Annotated in this window: 11 protein-coding genes and 2 pseudogenes; 12 read left to right on the top strand and 1 reads right to left on the bottom strand. The window is 59.5% G+C overall.

The window, feature by feature from the left end; all coding sequences use genetic code 11:
• Positions 1 to 180 (top strand): annotated as a pseudogene (locus tag BXA11_RS39810) (IS5/IS1182 family transposase); the annotation flags it as partial.
• Between the two features lie 126 nt (positions 181 to 306).
• On the opposite strand, the gene BXA11_RS39805 reads toward BXA11_RS39810, so the two are convergent.
• Positions 307 to 945, bottom strand: coding sequence for a DNA methyltransferase (locus BXA11_RS39805; protein WP_275409770.1), 639 nt, complete (start codon positions 943 to 945; stop codon positions 307 to 309).
• Between the two features lie 68 nt (positions 946 to 1,013).
• On the opposite strand from BXA11_RS39805, the gene BXA11_RS43565 reads away from it, so the two are divergent.
• The 11 genes and pseudogenes from BXA11_RS43565 to BXA11_RS39760 all read left to right on the top strand — a co-directional run bounded on the left by BXA11_RS43565 (position 1,014) and on the right by BXA11_RS39760 (position 20,884).
• Positions 1,014 to 1,268: a hypothetical protein gene (locus BXA11_RS43565; RefSeq protein WP_083744927.1), complete on the top strand. Its 255-nt coding sequence runs from the start codon at positions 1,014 to 1,016 to the stop codon at positions 1,266 to 1,268.
• A 107-nt stretch (positions 1,269 to 1,375) separates the two neighbouring features.
• On the top strand, positions 1,376 to 4,660 hold the full coding sequence (dpdE, locus tag BXA11_RS39795; RefSeq protein ID WP_204054013.1) for a protein DpdE: 3,285 nt from the start codon (positions 1,376 to 1,378) through the stop codon (positions 4,658 to 4,660).
• Positions 4,657 to 7,248, top strand: coding sequence for a protein DpdF (gene dpdF, locus BXA11_RS39790; RefSeq protein WP_076443105.1), 2,592 nt, complete (start codon positions 4,657 to 4,659; stop codon positions 7,246 to 7,248). The genes dpdE and dpdF overlap by 4 nt, the downstream gene beginning before the upstream one ends.
• The gene (gene dpdG, locus BXA11_RS42880) at positions 7,248 to 8,126 is read left to right on the top strand and encodes a protein DpdG (protein ID WP_076443103.1); all 879 of its coding nucleotides are present in this window, start codon (positions 7,248 to 7,250) and stop codon (positions 8,124 to 8,126) included. The genes dpdF and dpdG overlap by 1 nt, the downstream gene beginning before the upstream one ends.
• On the top strand, positions 8,119 to 11,160 hold the full coding sequence (gene dpdH, locus BXA11_RS39780) for a protein DpdH (RefSeq protein WP_076443115.1): 3,042 nt from the start codon (positions 8,119 to 8,121) through the stop codon (positions 11,158 to 11,160). The genes dpdG and dpdH overlap by 8 nt, the downstream gene beginning before the upstream one ends.
• Entirely contained in the window at positions 11,153 to 11,842 is a 690-nt protein-coding gene (locus tag BXA11_RS42875; protein ID WP_143734799.1) for a hypothetical protein, read from the top strand. Before dpdH ends, BXA11_RS42875 begins: the two co-directional genes overlap by 8 nt.
• A gap of 2 nt (positions 11,843 to 11,844) precedes the next feature.
• Positions 11,845 to 16,323, top strand: coding sequence for a protein DpdJ (dpdJ, locus tag BXA11_RS39775; RefSeq protein ID WP_204054015.1), 4,479 nt, complete (start codon positions 11,845 to 11,847; stop codon positions 16,321 to 16,323).
• Complete coding sequence (dpdK, locus tag BXA11_RS39770; protein WP_076443099.1) at positions 16,320 to 16,844, top strand: phospholipase D-like domain-containing protein DpdK; 525 nt, start codon at positions 16,320 to 16,322, stop codon at positions 16,842 to 16,844. The genes dpdJ and dpdK overlap by 4 nt, the downstream gene beginning before the upstream one ends.
• A 20-nt stretch (positions 16,845 to 16,864) precedes the next feature.
• Entirely contained in the window at positions 16,865 to 18,862 is a 1,998-nt protein-coding gene (dpdD, locus tag BXA11_RS42870; RefSeq protein WP_076443097.1) for a protein DpdD, read from the top strand.
• A 1,028-nt stretch (positions 18,863 to 19,890) separates the two neighbouring features.
• Positions 19,891 to 19,992 (top strand): annotated as a pseudogene (locus tag BXA11_RS45170) (IS481 family transposase); the annotation flags it as partial.
• A 64-nt stretch (positions 19,993 to 20,056) separates the two neighbouring features.
• A complete protein-coding gene (locus tag BXA11_RS39760; protein ID WP_239105262.1) occupies positions 20,057 to 20,884 on the top strand; it encodes an IS481 family transposase in 828 nt (275 codons plus the stop codon).
• Position 20,885: the final 1 nt, after the last annotated feature.

Raw genomic sequence — 20,885 nt, 5'->3', positions numbered from 1 at the left:
TCGGCCGGTGGACGCCCGACCGGGTTCGACAAAGAGCGCTACAAGAAGCGCAACGTTGTCGAGCGGGCGATCAACCGGCTGAAGAACTTCCGGGCCGTGGCCACCCGCTACGACAAGCGCGCTTACATCTATCTCGGCACCGTGACCGTGGCAGCCCTGGTGATCTGGCTCCGCACGTGATCCAAGAAACAGGACCTAGTCCGCAGACCATCACCGAGAGGTTGGGCATGTCGGCGACGGCGCCCACCCCGTAGGTGTGCAGGAGCTGGTTGGGACGCAGCTCGCCGACTCGCAGGATCGATCCGGTCATGAGGCGTTCCCTCCGGCGGTGAACGGCGGTTCCTGGGTGATGGCCAGGGGGTCGTCGTCGAGTTGAAGCAGCAGGCGCACCCCCGGCTCGACGTCCCGGAGGGAGGTCGGGCACGTCATCGGCTGCCAGCTCCCCATGTCCTGCTGCGCAGCAGGCCCCCGGTGTCGGCGGGCGTGCCAGGCGTGCGCTTGTTGTAGGCCAGCCGGCGGCCCGAAGATCAGCTCGTACCGGTTGGACAGCCGGTCGGTGACTGACTGCGGCATCGCGTTCGGCTTGTGCCACACGATGGCGTTGCCGAGGATCCAGCCGTCCTCTTGGAGCGCGAAGGCGACCCGCCACGGCATGCCGAGCATGTTCTTCGGCGGCACTGCGAGACGCGCCCTGGGGCGTACCTCGGACTGGCGGTGGTTGTAGTCCTTGCCTCGGGCCCATCCGTCGGAGTTGGCCACGTAGACGTCGCCCAGGTTGAGCCAGCAGGTGCCGTCGTCGGCGAGCACACGCCGTGCCTCGGCGAAGGTGGCCCGCAGATTCTCGACTGAGGAGCCCGGCGTACCTGACCACGCCGATCCGGCACGTCTTCGCCGACCAGCGCTTCGCTGGCCGGGTGGTGGACTGGGCCAAGGAGAGTTGGGCACCACGATCGAGATCCTGCGCAAGCCCGCCGATCAGCGCGGATTCACAGTCATCTCCCGCAGGTGGGTTGGTGGAAAGGACGCTGGCCTGGCTGACTGCCTGCCGGCGCCTGGCCCGGGACTACGAAAGCCATCCCGAGGTGTCGGAGGCCATCATCCGCTGGGCCGCCATCGCCGGCATGGCCCGACGCATCACCAGAGGCGAACCCGCCCGCCACAGCCCTCGCTACACCTTCAACAGCGAATTGACCACCAAGCTTGACATGACTGCTACGCAGAGTGACATTCAACTCGAAGCGCACCGAGTTCCTTACCCACAACTGTGAACTCTCCAACATCACATTTTGTCGTAGATAGCCGCTATCTTCACTCCGATAGGACGAACCAATGTTGTGCTGGTAGCCGTCCTGAGTGGGTGGGAGGAGACGCGTAGGTGCCGGACCGTTTCACTGTTGGCCGACTGGTGGAGTACGCAGACTCACCTGGCATCGGGCGTGTTGGCGATCTCACTGAGACAAGCGCACGCGTGGACTTCTTCGAGTCCGTCGCCGAACCTGTCGCCTACTCCCAGATTGTGCCTCTCAGCAAACTCCGTGGCGTGGTCTTAGAGGCCGAGACACGTGTGTACCGACGCAACCCGGACACTGGCGACTGGCTAGCAGGCCGCGTCCGTGGCTACGTGGGTCACACGCACTACGTCACGTTCCCCAACGTCGACTACGACTTCCCTGTCTCCGAAGACGAGCTTCGTGTGCGGTGGGATCGGCCGGTAGCCAACCCAGTAACGGTCCTCACGGCAGGAGGCAACGAGTCCGGCTACTACTACAACGCGCGCCTACCCTTCCTGCACAACCTGGTGTCCCAGCGAGGAGCGAGCGCGAGCACCTCCGCTCTCCTCTCATCTGCTGTTGAGCTGTTCCCCCACCAGATCAGGGCAGCTCTCACAGTACTCTCCGACCCGGTACAGCGATACCTACTGGCTGACGAGGTCGGCCTGGGCAAGACCATTGAGGCCGGGTTCGTCATCCGACAGACATTGATCGACAATCCCCAGGCCCGCATCTGCATCGTTGCGCCCGACGTTCTCCGCCGGCAGTGGATCGGAGAACTGCGCGCCAAGTTCTTCATCCACGACTTCCCCGCGGCGAAGATCAAAGTCCTCAGCCATGAAACGCCTGAGCGTTGGTCCAACTACCTCGCCTGGGACCTCGTTGTGGTCGACGAAGTACACCGTCTTGTACAGGTGACGAGTCCTGAGGAGTCCCCCTACAAGCAGTTGACTGCTCTCGCCCATTCCGTTCCGCGCTTGCTCCTGCTGTCCGCGACGCCTGTGATGTCGAGGTACACAGCACAGTTGGCGATGCTGCACCTGCTCGACCAGAGTCTCTACCGCTGGGATGACCGGGCCGCCTTCCAGAAGAAGTACGAACTCCGCTCCCAGCTGGCCAACAGCGTTTTCTTGCTGGACAGCACATACACCTACGCTCTGCCTGCAGCCATAGAGGAGATTCGGCAACTCCTCCCCTCTACCGACCAGCGCTTCGCAGAGTTGAGCCAGAAAGTCATCGACCTCCTGGACGAGAACGACGAACTCCGTACGAACGTTGACGAAGCTGAACTGAAGAAACGTACTGAGTCCCTACGGGGCCACATCAGCGAGGCTTACCGTTTACACCGACGGGTGATACGGCATCGCCGGCATACGGTCTTGCAGGACGATCCCAACTCCGAATTCATGCCCTACGAGGTACGCGGGCGCCGCGAACCTCACGTGCTACAGGTGAGCGACGGCACGATGGAAACCACGCAGGCCATCGTCGAGCAGTGGCGGTCGCAGGTCTGGGATCACCTACTCGACGAGGGGTTGGAGGAGCACAAGACCCCCTATGCGATGGTGCTCGCTGTACTCGCTTCCCGAGCATCACTGCCAATAAGTGATCTTGAGGATGCTCTTGCCTGGAGAGTCTTACGCGACGAACGAGCCGCTAGCCGGGCGGGGTTGACCGCTGCTGAGCGTACGCTGCTCCTCAAGCCCGAGGTTCTCAGCCTTGAACACGCTCTCCTTGAGGAGATCCGCACACAATCGGCGTTCACGGACTTTCAGGCACAGTCCGATCGAGTGATCGATGCGATGCTTCCAGCGCTTAGGAGGAGTCGCCGCTCAACCATCTTCTGTGGCCCCGGAATGTTGGCACCTACGCTAGTGGAACGTTTCAAAAAGCGTTTCCGAGGTGTGTCCGTTCACGAGCACACCCACCGTGTCGGCGCTGACGAGGCAGAACGTTCCGTCCATGAATGGTCGACCGGGACACGCCAAAGCGTTCTCATCGCTGATGGCACAGCCGAGGACGGCCTCAACCTGCAGAGCACCGATGCTGTCTTCCATGTCCGACTCCCGTGGTCGCCCAACCAACTTGAGCAGCGCCTCGGCCGGGTGGATCGGTACCAAAGCGACCAAACGAGCGCCGCCCATCCAGCAGCGTCATACCGAATCGGCGCTTTCGACTCCGACGCGTCATACATCGACTCATGGGCGCAACTCCTTGCCGAGGGCTACGGCATCTTCGCCCAATCTGTGTCCACCCTGCAGGACGCGATCAGCGAAAGCCTTCCCAATGTCTGGACTGCTGCTTTAGAAGGCGGACCCGAACAACTCAGGAACTCAGCCCCCACCGTCCACATGGCACTGGCAGCAGCACGCCAAGAGATCGACAAAATGGACATGCTGGAGGCCATCCATGAAACCTCCATTGAGACCCACGACATCGCTCACTCGCTCCTTGCGCTGGAGAGTGAGTGGACAGGCGCACGAAGGACCATGCTGGACTACGTGAGTGGCTCTGGCGGCATCAAACTCGTGCATACCCAGCGCACCATCGACGACTGCCAACGTGACGTCTTCGACATCGCACACTCTCACCCCACGATGGACCCTCGGCAGTGGTCTCAGGCCAGGGCCCGACTGTCGCCCGAACACACACAAGGCGCCTTCAACCGGTCGGCTGTCCTGCGCGCACCGGGCACGCGGATCTTCCGCGCAGGAAGCCCCCTAGTGGAGGTTCTCGCTAGGGCCGTGCATCTCGACGACCGCGGACAAGCGTCCGCCTTCCGACGGATTGATCACGAACTCCACGGTGATCCCATCGCATACTTTGGCTTCGACTTCCTCGTTGAAGCCGATCTGAGCGACGCCCTGGAGCTAGTCATCGACCATACAGAAGCTATGCATGCGATACGCCGGCAGGCGGACCGCCTGCTGCCGCCCTTCACGCTAAAGGTATGGATCGAGGCCGGCAGGAAGACGCCCATAACCACCAGCACAGCGCTGACCTGGCTCAACAAACCGTACGACAAGGGACCAGACCAGAACTACAACAAGAAACGCTTGCCCGAACTGTTGGATCTCCTCGGTGGTTGGGACGGCTACACGCAAGCCGCGAACCTGTCCGAGCAGACCGCCCGCGCACACCTCAACAAGGTCACAGACCTTGCAACCAGATGTGCACAGGCACAAGAACAAGCATGGCAGCGGGTGGCCATTGCCCGAGCCCAGGCCCAAGTACGCCGGGACGCAGGTCATCTGGTCGGTGACGCAGAGAGCCTCGTCACCGACATTGCGGTGACGGATGCTCTCATCGCTGGGCTCACACGACCTACGATCAAGCTCATTGCGGCGACATGCCTCGTACGCGCCGGCCTTCGAAGGATCAAGCCATGAGCGACTGGGTCAAGGCAAAGAACCTTTTTGCCGCCTGGCCCGAACCGGTCTCCGACCAGGAAGACCGCGGGACCATCGTACGCCTCACCGATGCCTTGACCGCCGTGAAGCAAGGTGCAACGGGGTGGCGAGATATCGCCTCGCTCACTCGCCAAGTGCTTTTAGAGGCCGCAGTCGGCGGAAATACCTTGCCGCTGACCGTACCGATCGACCCGTCCTTCCCGACGCTTGACCAGTGGCGTGAGGTGGGGTGCCAGGGCCACCTCACCGAACCTGGCGTCCTCACCGTCTCAGCACAGTCCTGGCATCCGAACGTGCCAGCGGGCTGGGCCGAGCAGGCTGCGACGGCGGACCTCAAGGAGATTCACCGAGGGCTCGAATCTGATCAACGTCGCCACTTGGATAGCGTGCCTGGCGATCCCTTCTGGGCCGCCGCACTCGGATACGACTCCTACTACTCCATTGGGCAGCGGCAAGCAGCTCGCACGGTCGTCATGGCTCCCCCTGGAAGCACGACCATCGTGTGCCTTCCTACTGGCCACGGCAAAACGCCTGTCGCGCTTGCTCCCACCCTTCTCGGCGACAACAGCAGCGGCGTCTCCCTCGTCATCGTGCCAACGGTTGTCCTCGCCCTCGATATGGAGCGGAGAACACGGGAACTCCTGAGCCAGCGCAAACGGAGATCGCCATCCGGGCGATACGCCTATACGGGCGACCTTCCCGAAGACATCAAGCACCAGATCAGCGAGGACGTGCGCCAAGGACGACAGCCAGTCCTCTTCACCTCGCCGGAAGCAGTGACAACGAGTCTGCAGAAGTCGCTCGATGACGCCGCCGAGGCAGGCCAACTCCGTTACGTCATCATCGACGAGGCTCATCTCGTTGAGCAGTGGGGGAACGAGTTCCGGCCCGCATTCCAAGTGATCGCCGGCCAGCGACGTAACTGGATCCGTCGAGCGCCCCAGGGCTACGAACCGCGAACCATCGCCATGAGCGCCACGCTCACAGCACAACAGGTCGAAACCCTGGAGAACCTCTTCGGCAGTCGTGACGCGACGGAGATCGTGTGGGCTTCGCAACTGAGAAGCGAGCCGAGTTACTACATCGACACCTTCGCCGACGAGGAGTCCCGCAGACATGCAGTCCTCCAAGCGTTAACCCGTTTGCCTAAACCCGCCGTGTTGTACGTCTCACGGGTAGAAGACGCCAACTCGTGGGTGGCCTTCCTCAGGAACACCGGTTTCTTCCGGGTCACCGCCGTGACAGGCCGCTCAGATCAAGAGGCCAGGCGAGTCGCTTTGGAAGGATGGAGTGGGCGATCATCGGATGGGGTCGTACCAACTCAGTTTGACATCGTCGTTGGAACGTCCGCCTTTGGTCTCGGCGTCGATCTATCCGACGTTAAGACCATTGTGCACGCTTGTGTACCTGAAACCATCGATCGCTACTACCAAGAGGTAGGCCGAGGAGGCCGGGACGGAAGTCCATCTATCGCATACATGGCAATAACTCCCGGACTCGACTTGCCGATCGCAGAGCATCTGAACAGGCAGTCCATTATCACTCCGGAACTAGCTTGGAAGCGCTGGAATTCAATGTTTCAGCAACGTGTTTCGGACACACCATCGGGTTACCTACTTAGCTTGGACTCCCTTCCTCCCCACCTCTCCGAGGGTTACGAGCGCAATCGTCAGTGGAACGTCCGGACGCTCAACCTCATGGTATTGGCGAAGCTCATCGAGTTGAAGGCACCCGACAGTCCCACTTCCCGCGATGGCGAAAGCCAGGCTGAGTGGCAGGAGCGCCTCTACACGTACTACGAAACATTAGACTCGAGAATCAGCGCTATCATCATCGACGGCAAAACCAATAATGCTAAGCACTTCACAGACACGCTCAGTTCAACGCGCAAAAAGATCCTCGATGCCCAAATTTCCGCACTGGATCAGCTAAAACGAGCCATCAACGGTAAGCAATGCATCGCGGACGTGCTCGCAGACTACTATGTCCTGAAGCGCACTGCAGGAACGCTCATAACCTCGAAGGCATGTCGAGGCTGCCCCTACTGCCGACAGAATCAGCCTCCACCTCCGCCTGGAGAACTTTGCGTAACGCCATGGCAGCCACACCCGTCCGTCGTTGCGTGGGCACAACAGCGCAGCGATCCGCTAGCCCGATATCGGAGCAACGGCAGTGGCGGGATAAGTATCTGGTGGGAATCAGAGGAAGAACGTCGATCGCTAGTGCCGGAACTGATCGAAGGTCTCTGCAGACGAGGTATTGCAACCATGGGCGGCCCCGGAATCACTCAGAATATCGCCCACCGAATCCAGAAACGTACCTCCTCATACCCACTTGTACTGGACAATGACGAGGACCTGTTGACAAGTTACCCGGGACCACTCGTCTGGGTACTGGATGACGCCCGTTCCGATCTCAGTAACGCTGAGTTTTGGCGCTTCGGCAGTCCCGAAGTCACATACCTCATCCACAACCGCAACCTTCGGCACCCGGAGAAACCAAGCAATCGCCTAGATGAGTTGCACAGCGACAGCATTTCGATCACTCGAGCACTGAGGTCTCTCTGATGGCACTGATCAACGTTGGGGCATCGTGGCCGGCCCCGATGTGGGCGACGATCCGTCTTCTGGCGATGAAGCAACGTCCGATCACCGTAAACGAGGCTAGGGCCCTACTCAGTCCTCCCACACTACCCTCAGGCGCTGAAGACATGTTTGGTAATGCAGTCAGCACACTCCAAACACTCCGTCTCGTAAATATGGACGGAGAGAAGATCAGCAGAGCTGGAGCAGCGACTAATCTGGACGGCACCGACTACTCGGCATTCATTCACGTGCTCCGGAACGCCGTTCTTCATCGGGATTTGAATTCCGACCTGGGGAGCAACAGCAATCAAGACGGTCCACGGGATCTTGTCCGCGCACTCTGCTGGTTTCTAACGCACGACCCACTCCGAACGTCACTCCACTGGGACAACGTTCAACAGTTGCAAGTCGACGCGCTCAAGCCTCAAGTCGGTCCGGCGATTATTAACGGCGTGCGATGGACACGATTCACCTTCTGGGCGACAGCCTTAGGATTCGGCAATGCGGCACTACCTACTCAGGGAACAGCTAATCAAATTGTCCCCGACTGCACTTCCGCGATCAAACAAACGGTCCTAAGCCTATGGAAGCCAGGCAGTAAGGTTGGGGCAGCAGACTTTCTAACACAGCTACGCGAAGCTATGCCCGTCCTACCTGGCGGTTCATATTCCATTGACGTTGGCCTGGAATCCTCCGGAGAGAGCACGGCTGGCCCGGCCGTATCGTTCGCCCTCCTCCGCGGCGTAGATGAGGACTGGTTGCAGCTCGAAAGAGACGCTGACGCCCAGCAATTCCTCCGTGTTCAGGATCAGGACGTACAGAGCTTCAGTTCGGTGACGATTAAGGACAGCAATGCCTGAACTTCGCGGATACCTCTGCTGGGACCCCGAGGTTGCATCTCGGACGATCAAGACCGAGGCAGTCAACCCCTCCCCCGCGATCTTCCTGGCCACACACGCGCCTCTCCGTATTCGACAGGCACGAATCCAAGGTCGCTCACTCTCTCCCGTGCCGGATAAATGGACCGATGAAATGGCAGTACTCAACGATTTCCTCAAACGGAGATCGAGCACAGGCACGCTCCTCATGCCGGTCGTAGGGGACTCAGGCTCCGGAAAGTCCCATCTCGTCCGATGGGTCCGAGAAAAGATCGCCGATAATGCGACCTCCACCGGAAAATACAAGGTCATCTATCTCGAAAAGTCGCAGACCAGCCTCAAAGCAGTTATAGAAGCACTCCTCGAAGGGCTCGAGGATGAATCGCTAGAGAAACTAAGGTCCGAAGTACGGTCCTTCAGTAGCGGAACAACCGAAGAAAAACTCGCCCGTCGACTGATAAACGCCCTCAACGAGACTCTCGCGGCCACAACACCAAACGACCTCCCTGGCGCCGCCACTCGCGTCCTGGCCGGCCCGAGGGGCCTTGCATCGATTCTCCAAGATCCCTATATCCAAGAACACATGCTTGCCCCGGGCAGGTACGTCCCCCAGTTGGCTTCACAACTTCTGCGTGACCGTGGAGCAAGTTCCGCTGAACGTCCTCCAGGATTCACAGTCGAAGACCTTCCTCTCAGCCTTCAGGACGTGAAGCAGGCAGCGCAGATCTCGCAGCGACTCCTCCAGATGTTGCTTACGCGTCCTGAGCTTCAACACGCCGCAGTCGACCTGCTCAATCAGTCACTCGAAAGCGCAGTTCGCAGCGCATCCAACCTTGGAGTCGGCCGACTGCTTCAGGCCATGCTGCAAGTGCGCCAAGGATATGCGGAGAAAAAGAAGGAGATCATTCTCCTCATCGAAGACTTCGCGCTGATCCAGGGCGTACAGGGCGAACTGCTCGAAGCACTCACAGAGTCAGCAACCCGAGAGGGCACTACACGGTACGCCCCGATGCGCACGTTGATGGCGGTTACAACAGGTTACTTCAGAGATCTGCCTGAGACGGTGATGAGTCGTGTCGCCGCAGCAACATCGGGCTATGTCTACGACCTGGACCGCGTCTTCAATAATGAAGACGACGGGACGGAGCAGATCGCCTCGTTCGTAGGTCGCTACCTGAATGCTGCCCGCGTTGGAGACACCGAACTGGATCGCCTTCAAGGCCAACTGGTTCCAAACCATTGCGATGAGTGCCCACTACGGACTGAGTGCCACCAAGCATTTGGGCACAGCGAGGAAGGCTACGGCCTCTATCCATTCAACCGGCCTGCACTAACCCGCATGATCCACTCCGTAGCACCACGTGATCAGCCATGGGCATTCGTCCCCCGTACTGTCCTCAGCACCGTTCTACGCCCGATCTTGATCGAACATACAGACGAACTCCGATCGGACACCTTCCCCGGCGAAAGATTCAAGGACAGATACCGCACAGCGGCGATCGATGACCCATTGCCCACATCCATAGCCAGCGCGGTCGACAGCACTATGCCCGAGCAGGCCGACCGCCTGAAAAGAGTTCTCGAATTTTGGGGCAATGGCCCACATTCCGGACACATCAACACTGACCTGCTCACTGCTTTCGGGCTTAAGCGCCTACCCGATGGGGTCCAACCCCCAAACCCCATCGTTCCCCCTATTATCGAACCGGGCCCACGGGACGAAACACTCAAGGCCTCGCTTAGAAAGCGACTTGCGACTGTCGAGGATTGGGGAGCACGTGCCGACCGTCCACTACCTCAAGACATCGCGCGCGAACTCCGAGGCGTGATCAACGACGCAATCATAAGACGCTATCCTTGGACAACGCCGCTCATGAAAGAGCTAGCCAAAACAGAAGTTGAACGCGCCTGGCCAAACAACGCAACCATCGTATCCATCGACGGAGCTAGTGAGCGAATCGTTGGCGTAGAGAAGGCGCCAATCAAATTTGCTCGTAACCCTTTCAATAGTCAGTCCTTCCAGAGCTGGGTCAGGGCAATGGCAGGAGCACCCATTACCCGCGTTTCAGATGTCAGGCGGCTAGCCACCCTAAGCGAAGCCAAAACCCATGAAGTCACGTCAAGGCTCCAGACATACTTCGAAATCTCCGATGAACAACTCGTACTCGGATTTCGTGCGTCCCTGATCGGTGCCGCGCTTGCGGGGATCGCATGGCCCGGTATCGATGAAGCTTCCCTGCTCGCTGCATGCCTCCACGACGGCTCGGGATGGGGTCGGCAGGATCAGTACCTGCGTACACAAAAATGGCAACGCATGCTGACCGGTCACATGGCGCACCGAACTGCCCTCGTCGAACGACTTCGCATAAGCGTCGGAGTCGCCCAAGGGACCGGGGCGGTGCGAATGATTGACGCCGCACGAGTGCTGCCACTCCTCAAGCAGGCGACCGACAATTGGACATGGAACCCGGATCCGACCGTCCCCGCATGGGTGAAGCCCGCCGTGAACAACTTCTCGGGATGGATAGACGTCGCAGACGAGCAAATCCACGAGATGGCCGGCGTTCTCCAACGTCTACGCCACCACGTTCCCCGCGGCGTAAGCGGCACCGATTCATTGGGGGCTGTTATGCAGGCCCTCAAGGAAGCAGAGAAAGTCGGCCTTTCCCCCTCCCGCCTCGACAAGACTAACCTAGAGAATCTATATACAAAAGCAGTAGATCTTGATTGGCGTATCGTGTCACGACTCGAGGATGACCTCGAAAAGTCCGTCCGAGGCGATGACCCGAATGCCATCGAAACGCGAGTGCGCGCTGCGGCCCGGGATCGCGGTGCAGCAATCGAGCACGCCCACAACTTTCTAATCGCAGCCGATAAGTGGCTGGATACTGCGCTGTCCGATGCAGCGGCCCGCAGCGGTACATCAGGCGACGACAATATCGCTGCCGAACTCAAAGGACTACTTAGACAGTGGGCCTCTCTCAGCGCCACTAAGGAAGGTGATCTCGGTGACTGAGACCTCTTCTTCCATACTCAACAAAGCACTGCGGATACAGAGCGTTTCCCGTGCGCTAGATCTCGGACAAAAAGACGAGCAGCAGAAGCAACATGTTCGCGAGCGTGTGCAGGCACTGCGCATTGCGATCAACGCCCTGGAGCGAAAGATCAGCCTTGCTTGGACTTTGCAAGAGGCGACGGGCATTACCATCGACCTCTCCAGCGCAGATTTAGGTCGAGAGGATCTTAGCCGGAAAGCTGCACAGGACGGACTGCCAAGCAATCAGGCCTTCAACGCCGCTACGCGGAAACTCAAGGCCGCCACAGAGGGTATCGCTGCCGATATAGCAGGAAATTGGCGCATCTGGGCTAGCGATCAACTCGGGTTGCTACCCACGGGCAGGGCCATAATGCTCGAAAGCGGTCTTCAGAAACAAGTTCGTGAGGAGCTCAGGAGGCTAAAGAGCCTCGCAGACTCCACAGATATAAGTAGCAGCAGCATTCGCCTCTTCATCACAGGATTAACAGGCATCCGCGAGACGCTCGCTGACGCACAAGACCCCCCAGGGCCTCTAATCGCACTCCTGGAACGAATCGGCATGCAGAGCCTCACTCTCAACCAGGTGTCGGATGAAGAGATCGCCCTTCTCCGTACATACTCCATGGACCACGAGATCACTCTGCGTAGAAGGGGGGCATAGTAGTGCAACTCGACCAAGGTTTTGTTAACCACGTCCTCAATAGCATTGAAGACCTCGAACTTCCGCTACTCGTCTGGGGCATTACCGATGGGGCGCTCTCCGAAGACGAAGTCCTCCAGGTGATACGTGACGCTCAAGACACGCACAAGCACGCGCCGATTGACGTCGACGAGGAAGACATCCTTGACGAACTCCATGAACAGGCACTGATCTTTAAAATCCCCGCGACGCTCCCGCGCCGGTACCGTACTCGATTCGCCGAAGCACTACGACTCACGTCTCATCTACGTCAACTGTTCCCACCGTACGGGCGTACTAGCCCTGCAGAGCAGCCATCCAATTGGTGGTGTCAGGGCCCACAGCTCGTAGCCGACTTCCGTCTCCACACCGCATCCCGCCGGTACCCCACTCGAGATATCCCAGTTGAAGCGGTTCTTTCCGAATTGCGACAGTCGCAACAGTGGGGCTCCGTACAGGACCGTCTCGCAACGGCCCTGATTGGTGAAAGGGATCTCTCGGCGTTCCAGGTAGCGGCAACAAAGGGCATCCTGCAATCCCTCACATCTCCGCACTCGACCGGCGTCATCGTCGGGGCGGGTACCGGCAGCGGAAAGACCCTGGCCTTCTACCTGCCGGCTTTCTCCCTAATGGGAAGCGCCGCCCAGCCTGGTGGTAAAGCCAGAGTTCACACACTGGCTCTATATCCACGCACGGAACTACTGCGTGACCAACTTCGAGAAGCTCTGGTCAATTCCCGGTCAGTCGAACAGGCACTTCTCAGCGAGAATCGGCGCCCGCTGCGCATCGGGGCTCTCTATAAGGACACCCTGCGAACTGCGAAGTCGCTCGACAACCCCGGGATGGGCGAGAGGGCGTGGAAACGCCGTTCAGATGGCTTCATCTGCCCTTACCTGACTTGCCCCACGTGTACGGTGGGCGATCTACTGTGGGCTAATAGTGATCGCAATTCGGATTCTGAGCAACTGACATGCCTCAACTGCGCGTCGAGGATCCCCTCTGGCCGACTCGGCTTGACCCGGCAGTCGCTCTCCCGGACACCACCGGATCTGCTTTTCACTACGACGGAGATGCTCAATCGCCACAGCACGAACCCCTATCTGGGCCGTCTGCTGGGCTGGATCGGGAAGGACAAGCCTTCGCTCGTTCTTTTGGACGAGGTCCATACTTACACCGGCCCCCACGGTGCCCAGGTGGCCTTACTCCTGCGGCGATGGCAACATGCCGTCGGAAAGCGCGTGACGTTCGTCGGCCTCAGCGCAACGCTCAAGAACGCGATGCCGTTCTTCGCCGAACTTACCGGCCTTACGTACGATGCGGTGGAGTACGTCGAACCGCACCCCTCCCACATGCAGGAGGAGGGCAGGGAGTATGCAATCGTTCTGAGAGGGGACCCCGTCTCCGGAGCAAGCCTCCTGTCGACCTCGATCCAGACAGCAATGCTGTTCGGGCGCGTGCTGGACCCACAAAGCGACCCCCGCCTATATGGGTCCACAGGATTCCTGTTTACCGATGACCTCGACGTGACGAACCGCTTCTACGACAATCTCCGCGAGGCCGAGGGGAACGTGGCTTCTCGCATCGGCCGGAAGGCCGTCCTAGCCGGCCTCCGTTCCCCTGATCTTCCTCACCACGATGCCCGCTACCAAGACGGCCAGTCGTGGGATCTCATGGACAAGATCGGGCACCGTCTGGACGGCAACCTCCACACAGGGCAACTCGTGGTCGGACGCACGTCCTCTCAAGACGCAGGCATCGACCTCAACGCCGATCTCACCGTTGCCACCGCATCGCTCGAGGTGGGCTTCAATGATCCTCGAGTCGGACTTGTCCTCCAACACAAATCACCACATGATGCAGCGGCCTTCCTGCAACGCAAAGGCCGCGCAGGACGTCAACGAGGCACCCGGCCGATCACCATCGTTACTCTTTCCGACTATGGACGCGACCGACTCAGTTACCAGGGTTACGAGGCACTGTTCGCTCCAGAATTATCGGCTCGCAATCTACCCATCCGCAACAGGTACGTTCTAAAGATCCAAGCCAGCCAAGCTCTACTGGATTGGCTTGGTCGCGACCTGCAGCGAGCGCATCCGGGGCAGAACCTCAGGACTCTCCTCACCGCACCCTACGAACAGCAGTCGCCGCCTGACGCGAGTGCTCGCACGTGGGTGCTCGATCGCCTTGGTGCTTTGCTTGCCGACCAGCGCATCCAAGACAGGCTGGCACGCCATCTTCAAACGTCCCTCCAGATCGACGCCGATGAGGCCCAAGCGGTTCTCTGGGAACAACCTCGCTCGCTGATGCTTGCCGTCATACCTACGGCATTGCGGCGCCTACTCAGTCATTGGCGAGCTTTGCGCGAAGATCCCGGCGCCACGGCCGGCGCATTACTTCCCGAGTTCATCACCAGAACACTCTTCGAACCACTAAACGTTCCAGAGGTGGAACTCGACCTTCCGTTCGCCGCAACAGGCGACGACGAGCGCTTACCCATCGCCAAAGCACTTCGTGAAGCAGTACCTGGTCGCGTCAGTCGTCGCTACGGATACCAGCATAAATCGCACCGAACCTGGTTACCCGTCCCGGCAGAAGGCGACGTCCTTGAACTTACTAGGGATCTCGTTCCTCAATATCGTATCGAGGGGACCTGGTATCCCCCAGCACAGGCCCCTGAAGGATTAGTCGTCCTTCGGCCCTACCAAGTGAGGCTGAGCGAGCCAGGTCCTGAGATTGAAGACCGCTCACAGGGTGCGCCACGATGGGTTACCCAAATCGTGACGCCCTCAAGTAATCCAACGATGGAGGCTCAGGCTGTCAACCTCTCTGGCTGGAAAGCGAGGGTTCTCACCATTGGATTCTACTCTCACGCAGCCGGCAACCCGGTTGAGGTTCGCCGTATGTCATATGGCGCAGAGTGCGACATAGCGCGCAACAACCCAATTTCGAAGGAACGACGCAGTATCCGTTACACGTTTGAGGGTAAGCGAGCAGCTCTAGGCTTCAGCCTGGCTGTTGACGGCGTGGGCGTGTCCATCAAGCAGCTTGACCTCACGCTCCCCCTCGTCCAGCAGTACCTCGCCTCACCTCAATGGCGCTCGCAGGCCTTCTTCCGAACTGTTGCTGAAGATTACCAACTAGCCAAAATTACCAATATTTTCCAGCGTAACTGGCTCGCTCTGATCTATATCACCACCTTCTCACTCGAAGGCGTGACTGGAAAGAGCATGCCCGCTCAAACACATACGTCGCTAGCCGATGGCTCCTGGCGCGACGAACTCGCAACAATCCTCGGCGTGCTCTACCGCGATGAGAGCGCCACCGAAAGCCAAGCCACTACACGCCTCGTCAATGACCTCATGGAACTCAGCCGAAACCCTGACGTCATTGCAGCCCTAAACCGGGCAGGTGAACTCCTGGTCGTTGAGGACGTTGCCGCGAGAACTCATGCGTTAGCCCGACGTGCCTACCGGGACACGTTCGCCGCTGCACTACTCGCGGCGGCGCTGAAGGCCTGTCCTGATGCTCAGGAGGGCGACCTTATTGTCGATGTGCTCCCGAGTACTACCTCAGAGGGATCTGACACCATTTGGCTGACCGAGACATCAATCGGTGGACTGGGAGTCATCGAACAACTCATCCGCGCATACGCAGCTGATCCACGACGCTTCTGGTCACTCGTAGGTGGAGCCCTGCGGCCCAATGAGTTCGAATACACGGACTCGACGGTAACCCGCCTGCTAAAGGATGTAGTCGAAGAACGTCCGCATGGGCGCGCTGCTCTGGCCATGGCACGCGTACGTGCGGCAGGCTCGGCCGGCGAGGCTGACCAGGCCTTGCGTGAACTACGAGCGGCATGGACGGACCTCGACGGAGCACCTCGTCACAGTGCGGTTGCTACTGTCTCGACCCGCCTCCTGCGTCCCGGAAGCAACCAAGGAACCGACGCCGCATGCCTGGAACTCCTCAACAAGTGGACGCTTCTGGAGGAGCAACTTGGGTTCGAGGTGGATGCCAGGGTCATTGCCTATGCGGTTGGCTCAGGTCACCTGCAAGTGAGCCAACAACCTCTGCGCGCCGACCAAGCCTTCAGCATGATGTGGCCGCGTGGAGCCCAGGCACGCAGTCACCATCTGGAGTACTACCAGCCGTACGTTGCCCCGGAGCAACCAGTCTTTCTCGATAGAAGGCTTATCTCCATCGCTCACGACGACCAACTCCCTCGAATCGACGTGACACAAGCAGAGTGGCAGAAGCAGTATCAACAACTGCTTGCCGAAGAAGGTGCTGTCGACCTGGTCTGCCCGGTAACCGAACGATCAGCGCTGTCCAGCGCTCTCGCCCAGGTTCCCGCTCTACCGATCGATCGCGGATACCTCCGCATCTACGGTGAAATCGAGAACCTCGTCAGGGAAAGCAGTGAATTGGTCGTTCGCGTAGAACTGCAGGAAGTCGAGCAATGACGGGCCTCAAAAGGACAGTACGGACAGGCAGTCGAATGAGCCTACGCGCCGACTCCATGCTGAGCACCGCCCTACTGTCGGAGCTAGCCTCACCGGGTGGGGACCTCTGGTTGATCTCTGGATGGATCACAGATGTTGAGGTTCTTGATAACTCTCAAGGCGCCTTCGACTCGATACTCGGCGAGGACCCCCCGAGCGCATGTCGCTTGTCCAATATCCTGGCCCTGCTCGCGCGCGCAGGCACCAGCATTCACATCGTTACGCGGCCTGATGCCCACAACAAAATCTTCATCGAAAGGCTGCGGGCGGGCGTCCAAGACGATGGTCGCCTCCACATAATTCTCGACCCCAAAGTTCATGAGAAAACACTATGCGGCCGCGAATGGATCCTCAGTGGCTCCATGAACTTCACAGTGAGTGGATTGGGCGACAACGAGGAGTCGGTTACCTACCAGGTCGACCAGAGCGAAGTAGCACAAGCACACCTCGATTTCTTCGAAAAGTGGGGAGTCAACACGTGAGTAGCCCTGCCCAGCCTGCTGTGCAACCCGACGATCGGCGTCCCCTTACGCAAGACTTCCTCGATCGCTTCTTCGGCGAAGGCAACGATGTGGCCCGCCTGCCATACATCCAGCAACGGTACGCAAAGGTGAGCCATATCGATAGCACCGTGCCGACCTTACTCCCACGCTACTCGAAAGATAGCGACACATTCTCAATGTATGTGATCGCGAACTCCAGCGCTCACGCAGCGCAAACAGGAGAACTTCTCAAGGCATTTGTCGGTCCCACGTATTGCACGGGCGGAGATGAACTTCCTGCCGAGCTAGACCCCAGCGATCCTGTTGACTCTGCAGTCCTGGACCTAGCACCTGCGAACAGCACCTTCGTGATTCGTACTACCTCAAATAAGCAGCGTCGAATAGAACTCTGTGACGCGCTCGACTTGCTGCAGAGAACAGCCAGTTCGCAACCGAGGAGAATGTGGAATGTCCCACAGCCATTGGGCCGTCTGATCGCAGCGTTCGATGCTGCACTCGCCGCCGGCGGAGTAGCCTCATCCAAAGCTGCATTAGATCTTATCGCGGCCCAAGGACGCATCACAGCGACAAATCTCGCTCATCTGAGGATCAAACGCCTTAACCGCCTGGGGCTAAGCCGCGAACTGCTCTCCCTGCACGGCCTAGGTGACATCCTTCGGCAGGACCCTCCTCACCCGGTCAAGGAGGCAATCCTCAATGCGGTCAATTCTGCAATCATCTCCGAATCCATCAATCGGGGAGACATTCTCGAAGCATGTGATCGCCTACAAGACGTCAGCCTCCCACTTCCGGTCCACGCTGACATCCTTAGCTACGGTGACGAAGCTATCGCCGTACTCCTAACCGCAGCCATTGGTCGAAACGACGCTGCAGGCCTGTCCCGCATGCTGCAAGCGTTGAGCGCTGAGGGACGTACATCAGCCGTCCCAGGACCTCTCTGGGAGCATGCATCTTCCCTCGTCGCCTCCACTGGCTCCGCGCTAGCCTCGACAACTCCCGCACACGGACAGGGCTCACCAGATGATGCCCCTAAAGCGGTCGCACATCTGGACCAGGTTAGTAGCAAACTGCCAACCGGTTGGGGAGCCCTCCTACAACTCGTCGCACAGGATGATCCCAATGTCACCCAAACGATCGACGACGAATCCTGGCGAGGGTGGCCATCCCCAGCAGATGCGGATGAGGAATTGGCTGCACTGCTGACCGATCTCAGCAACGAGTCCTGGAGTCGTGTCTGGAAGATCGTCGGCCCCTTGATTGACGCAGTCGGCTATGGGGACGCATCTCCTCGCACCGCTCGCGAGCTGATCACCTACGCGCTCGCTTTCGACAGATTGTCGAACAGCGACCTCATCGCCATCCACGCTCTTAGTGAGATCTTCCTGCGCTCCTCGCCGGGGGCTAGTGCCTATCGCGATCTGCTTGACGAGTTGAGAGAATCCTGCGACCGGTGGGTGTCACCGGAGACCGCCACAACAGCCATGGATTTCGCCGACCGCCTCGTGCTCGCTGCATGCCCCGATGAGGAGGCACGTCTCCGATTCGCAGTAGCTTTGCTCGAACCGCTTCACCGCCATCAGCGCCGCCTGGACACCGCAACAATCGCCTTCGCCCAGCAACTCTCCGAAGAACTCGGTACCCAATTCGAGTGGGAGCACGCAGAGCCGTCATCTGACGAGGAATCACCCACTGCGGCTCTTTCAGGGCGCACCATCCTGCTCTATTCGCTTGACGAAGCAGTGCTGGCACGTACCAGCCGGGAACTTGAGCGGCATAACCCGGGACTCAAGGTTCTGACATCGCATGACAAGGTCGGGAGCCCAACCTTAAAGAAGAAGGCTCAACACGCGGATTTCATCACCCTTGCCACCCGATGCGCCAAACATGCAGCGACAGGCTTTATTACCGAAAATGCCGGAAAAGCGAGGATTGCTTACGCCGACGGGTCAGGATCCGCATCTCTCCTAAGGGCGGCCGTCAACGGGTTGTTGGCCTAGAGCCATCCAGCCATATCAAATCGGTATAACTACTAGCCAGTAAACTACGCAGAGTAGCGACCGTTGGTCTCTTTTCGGTGACACCATCCATCATGGTCACACAATCTTGGCCACGTTACGCATTGGCAGGGACACTCTTCGTGTGGAATGGTCAGGTAACAGACAATCACTAGTCGTCACACCGCCAATGGGCTCAATTAGATTATGGAAAATGGCCCACATTACATATGCCACCCTAGTGGCCACGATCGGCGGCGTCAATAAATTCCACCACTGTAACCGTGGGTAATCATGGGCGACTTTAACTCCCTCTAGTGAGGATATTGCGCCTTGCTTGTTACCTTTAAGGGTGATTTACTTCCCCAGAGATCACGGGTGATGGCTTCACTGTCATCAGTGGAGGGAGGAAGGAGGGCGCCTTACGACGAGCACTGCAAGGAACCATAATACAAATAGCGATTTCGCACGCATTCCGTCCGAGTCGGCTATTCGCTTGAGGCTGCTTAAAAGCCTGAGGGCCGGCAAGAGATTGCGCCTCTCGCCGACCCCATGTGATCACCCAATGCTGCCTAGGCATGGAGTTCACAGGATGACATCTCATCTGTCTCACGCGGTTTCGTCAAGTGCAGCCATGGCTGAGACGTCGGATGACCCTGACGAAGACGCCAAACGAGACTACTTCGACGAGGTAGTCCGCTCCTGTCCAATACCGGATGACTGTCTCTTGGAGCACTGGGTTCAGGAGGACGAACTCCTCTGGGAGACCCCGTGTCCCGTGTGCGGCGGGCTCTACAAAGATCTGTCCACGTAAAAACCCGATCAAGAAGAGACGTAGTAGACCGATTCGGCCCTGATGGGCTGAACCGAGGTGCCCGGTCGCGGCCGGGCACCTCGCTCTAGATGTTCTGTCCATGGACGTTGGTGACAGCGGAGGAGTATCGGCGACACGCTGTCGATGACCTTGAAAAGGGTGAGGGCCTTCTGGCGTGGTGTGAGTCGACCAAGATTCACATCGCCCGGAGGCCCTCATGCCCTACCGTAATGCCCCGCTGACCGAAACCGGCAGACTTCGGCTCGCGCGCCTCATCGTTGAGGGCGGCTGGAGCGTCCGCCGCGCGGCCGAACGCTTCCAGGTCTCCCACACCACCGCCGCCCGCTGGGCCCGCCGCTATCGAGAGCGGGGGCGTAGCCGGGATGGCCGACCGGTCTTCCCGCCCGCGCCGCAGCCCGGCCCGTACCACGCAGCGGACCGAACGGCGCATCTGCAAGCTTCCGCGTCACGCATCGGCTTGGACCCGCCCGAATCGCCGCCCGTTTGGGCCTGGCCCCCTCCACCGTGCACCGGGTAGTGGGGTCCGGTACGGCATGCCGCCCCTGGCTCACCTGGATCGCGCGAGCGGTGCGCCCGTCCGCCGCTACGAGCGTGACCGTCCGGACGAGATGGTCTACATCGACGTCAAGAAGCTGGGCAACATCCCCGACGGTGGCGGTCACCGCGCCCTGGGCCGCGCCGTCGGCCGGCGCAACCTGCAGGCCACCCCCACCGTTTCACGCAACGCCCACGGCAACCCCCGCCTGGGCTACGGCTTCCTGCACACGGCACTGGACGACCACTCCCGCCTGCCCTACACCGAGATCCTGACCGATGAGACCAAGGAAACCGCCGCCGCATTCCTCCTGCATGCCCAGACCTGGTTCGCGGCCCGCGCCATCGTCATCGAACGCGTGCTGACCGATAACGGCAGCTGTTACCGCTCCCGGCTGTGGGGCGAGACCTGCGCCCGGCTGGGCATCACCCACAAGCGCACCCGCCCCTACCGGCCCCAGACCAACGGCAAGGTCGAGCGCTTCCACCGCACTCTGGCCGACGAATGGGCCTACGCCCGCCCGCATGCCTCAGAGGCCGAGCGCCGCGCCGCCCTTGATCCCTGGCTGCACATGTACAACCATCACCGCGGACACACCGCGCTGAAAGGCCAGCCACCCATCAGCCGCATCAACCTCCCGGAGCAGTACATCTAGA

Source organism: Microbispora rosea (assembly GCF_900156315.1).
GTDB classification, from domain to species: domain Bacteria; phylum Actinomycetota; class Actinomycetes; order Streptosporangiales; family Streptosporangiaceae; genus Microbispora; species Microbispora rosea.
The sequence above is the reverse complement of the archived record's forward strand: the minus strand, read 5'-3'. Positions and strand labels throughout refer to the sequence as shown.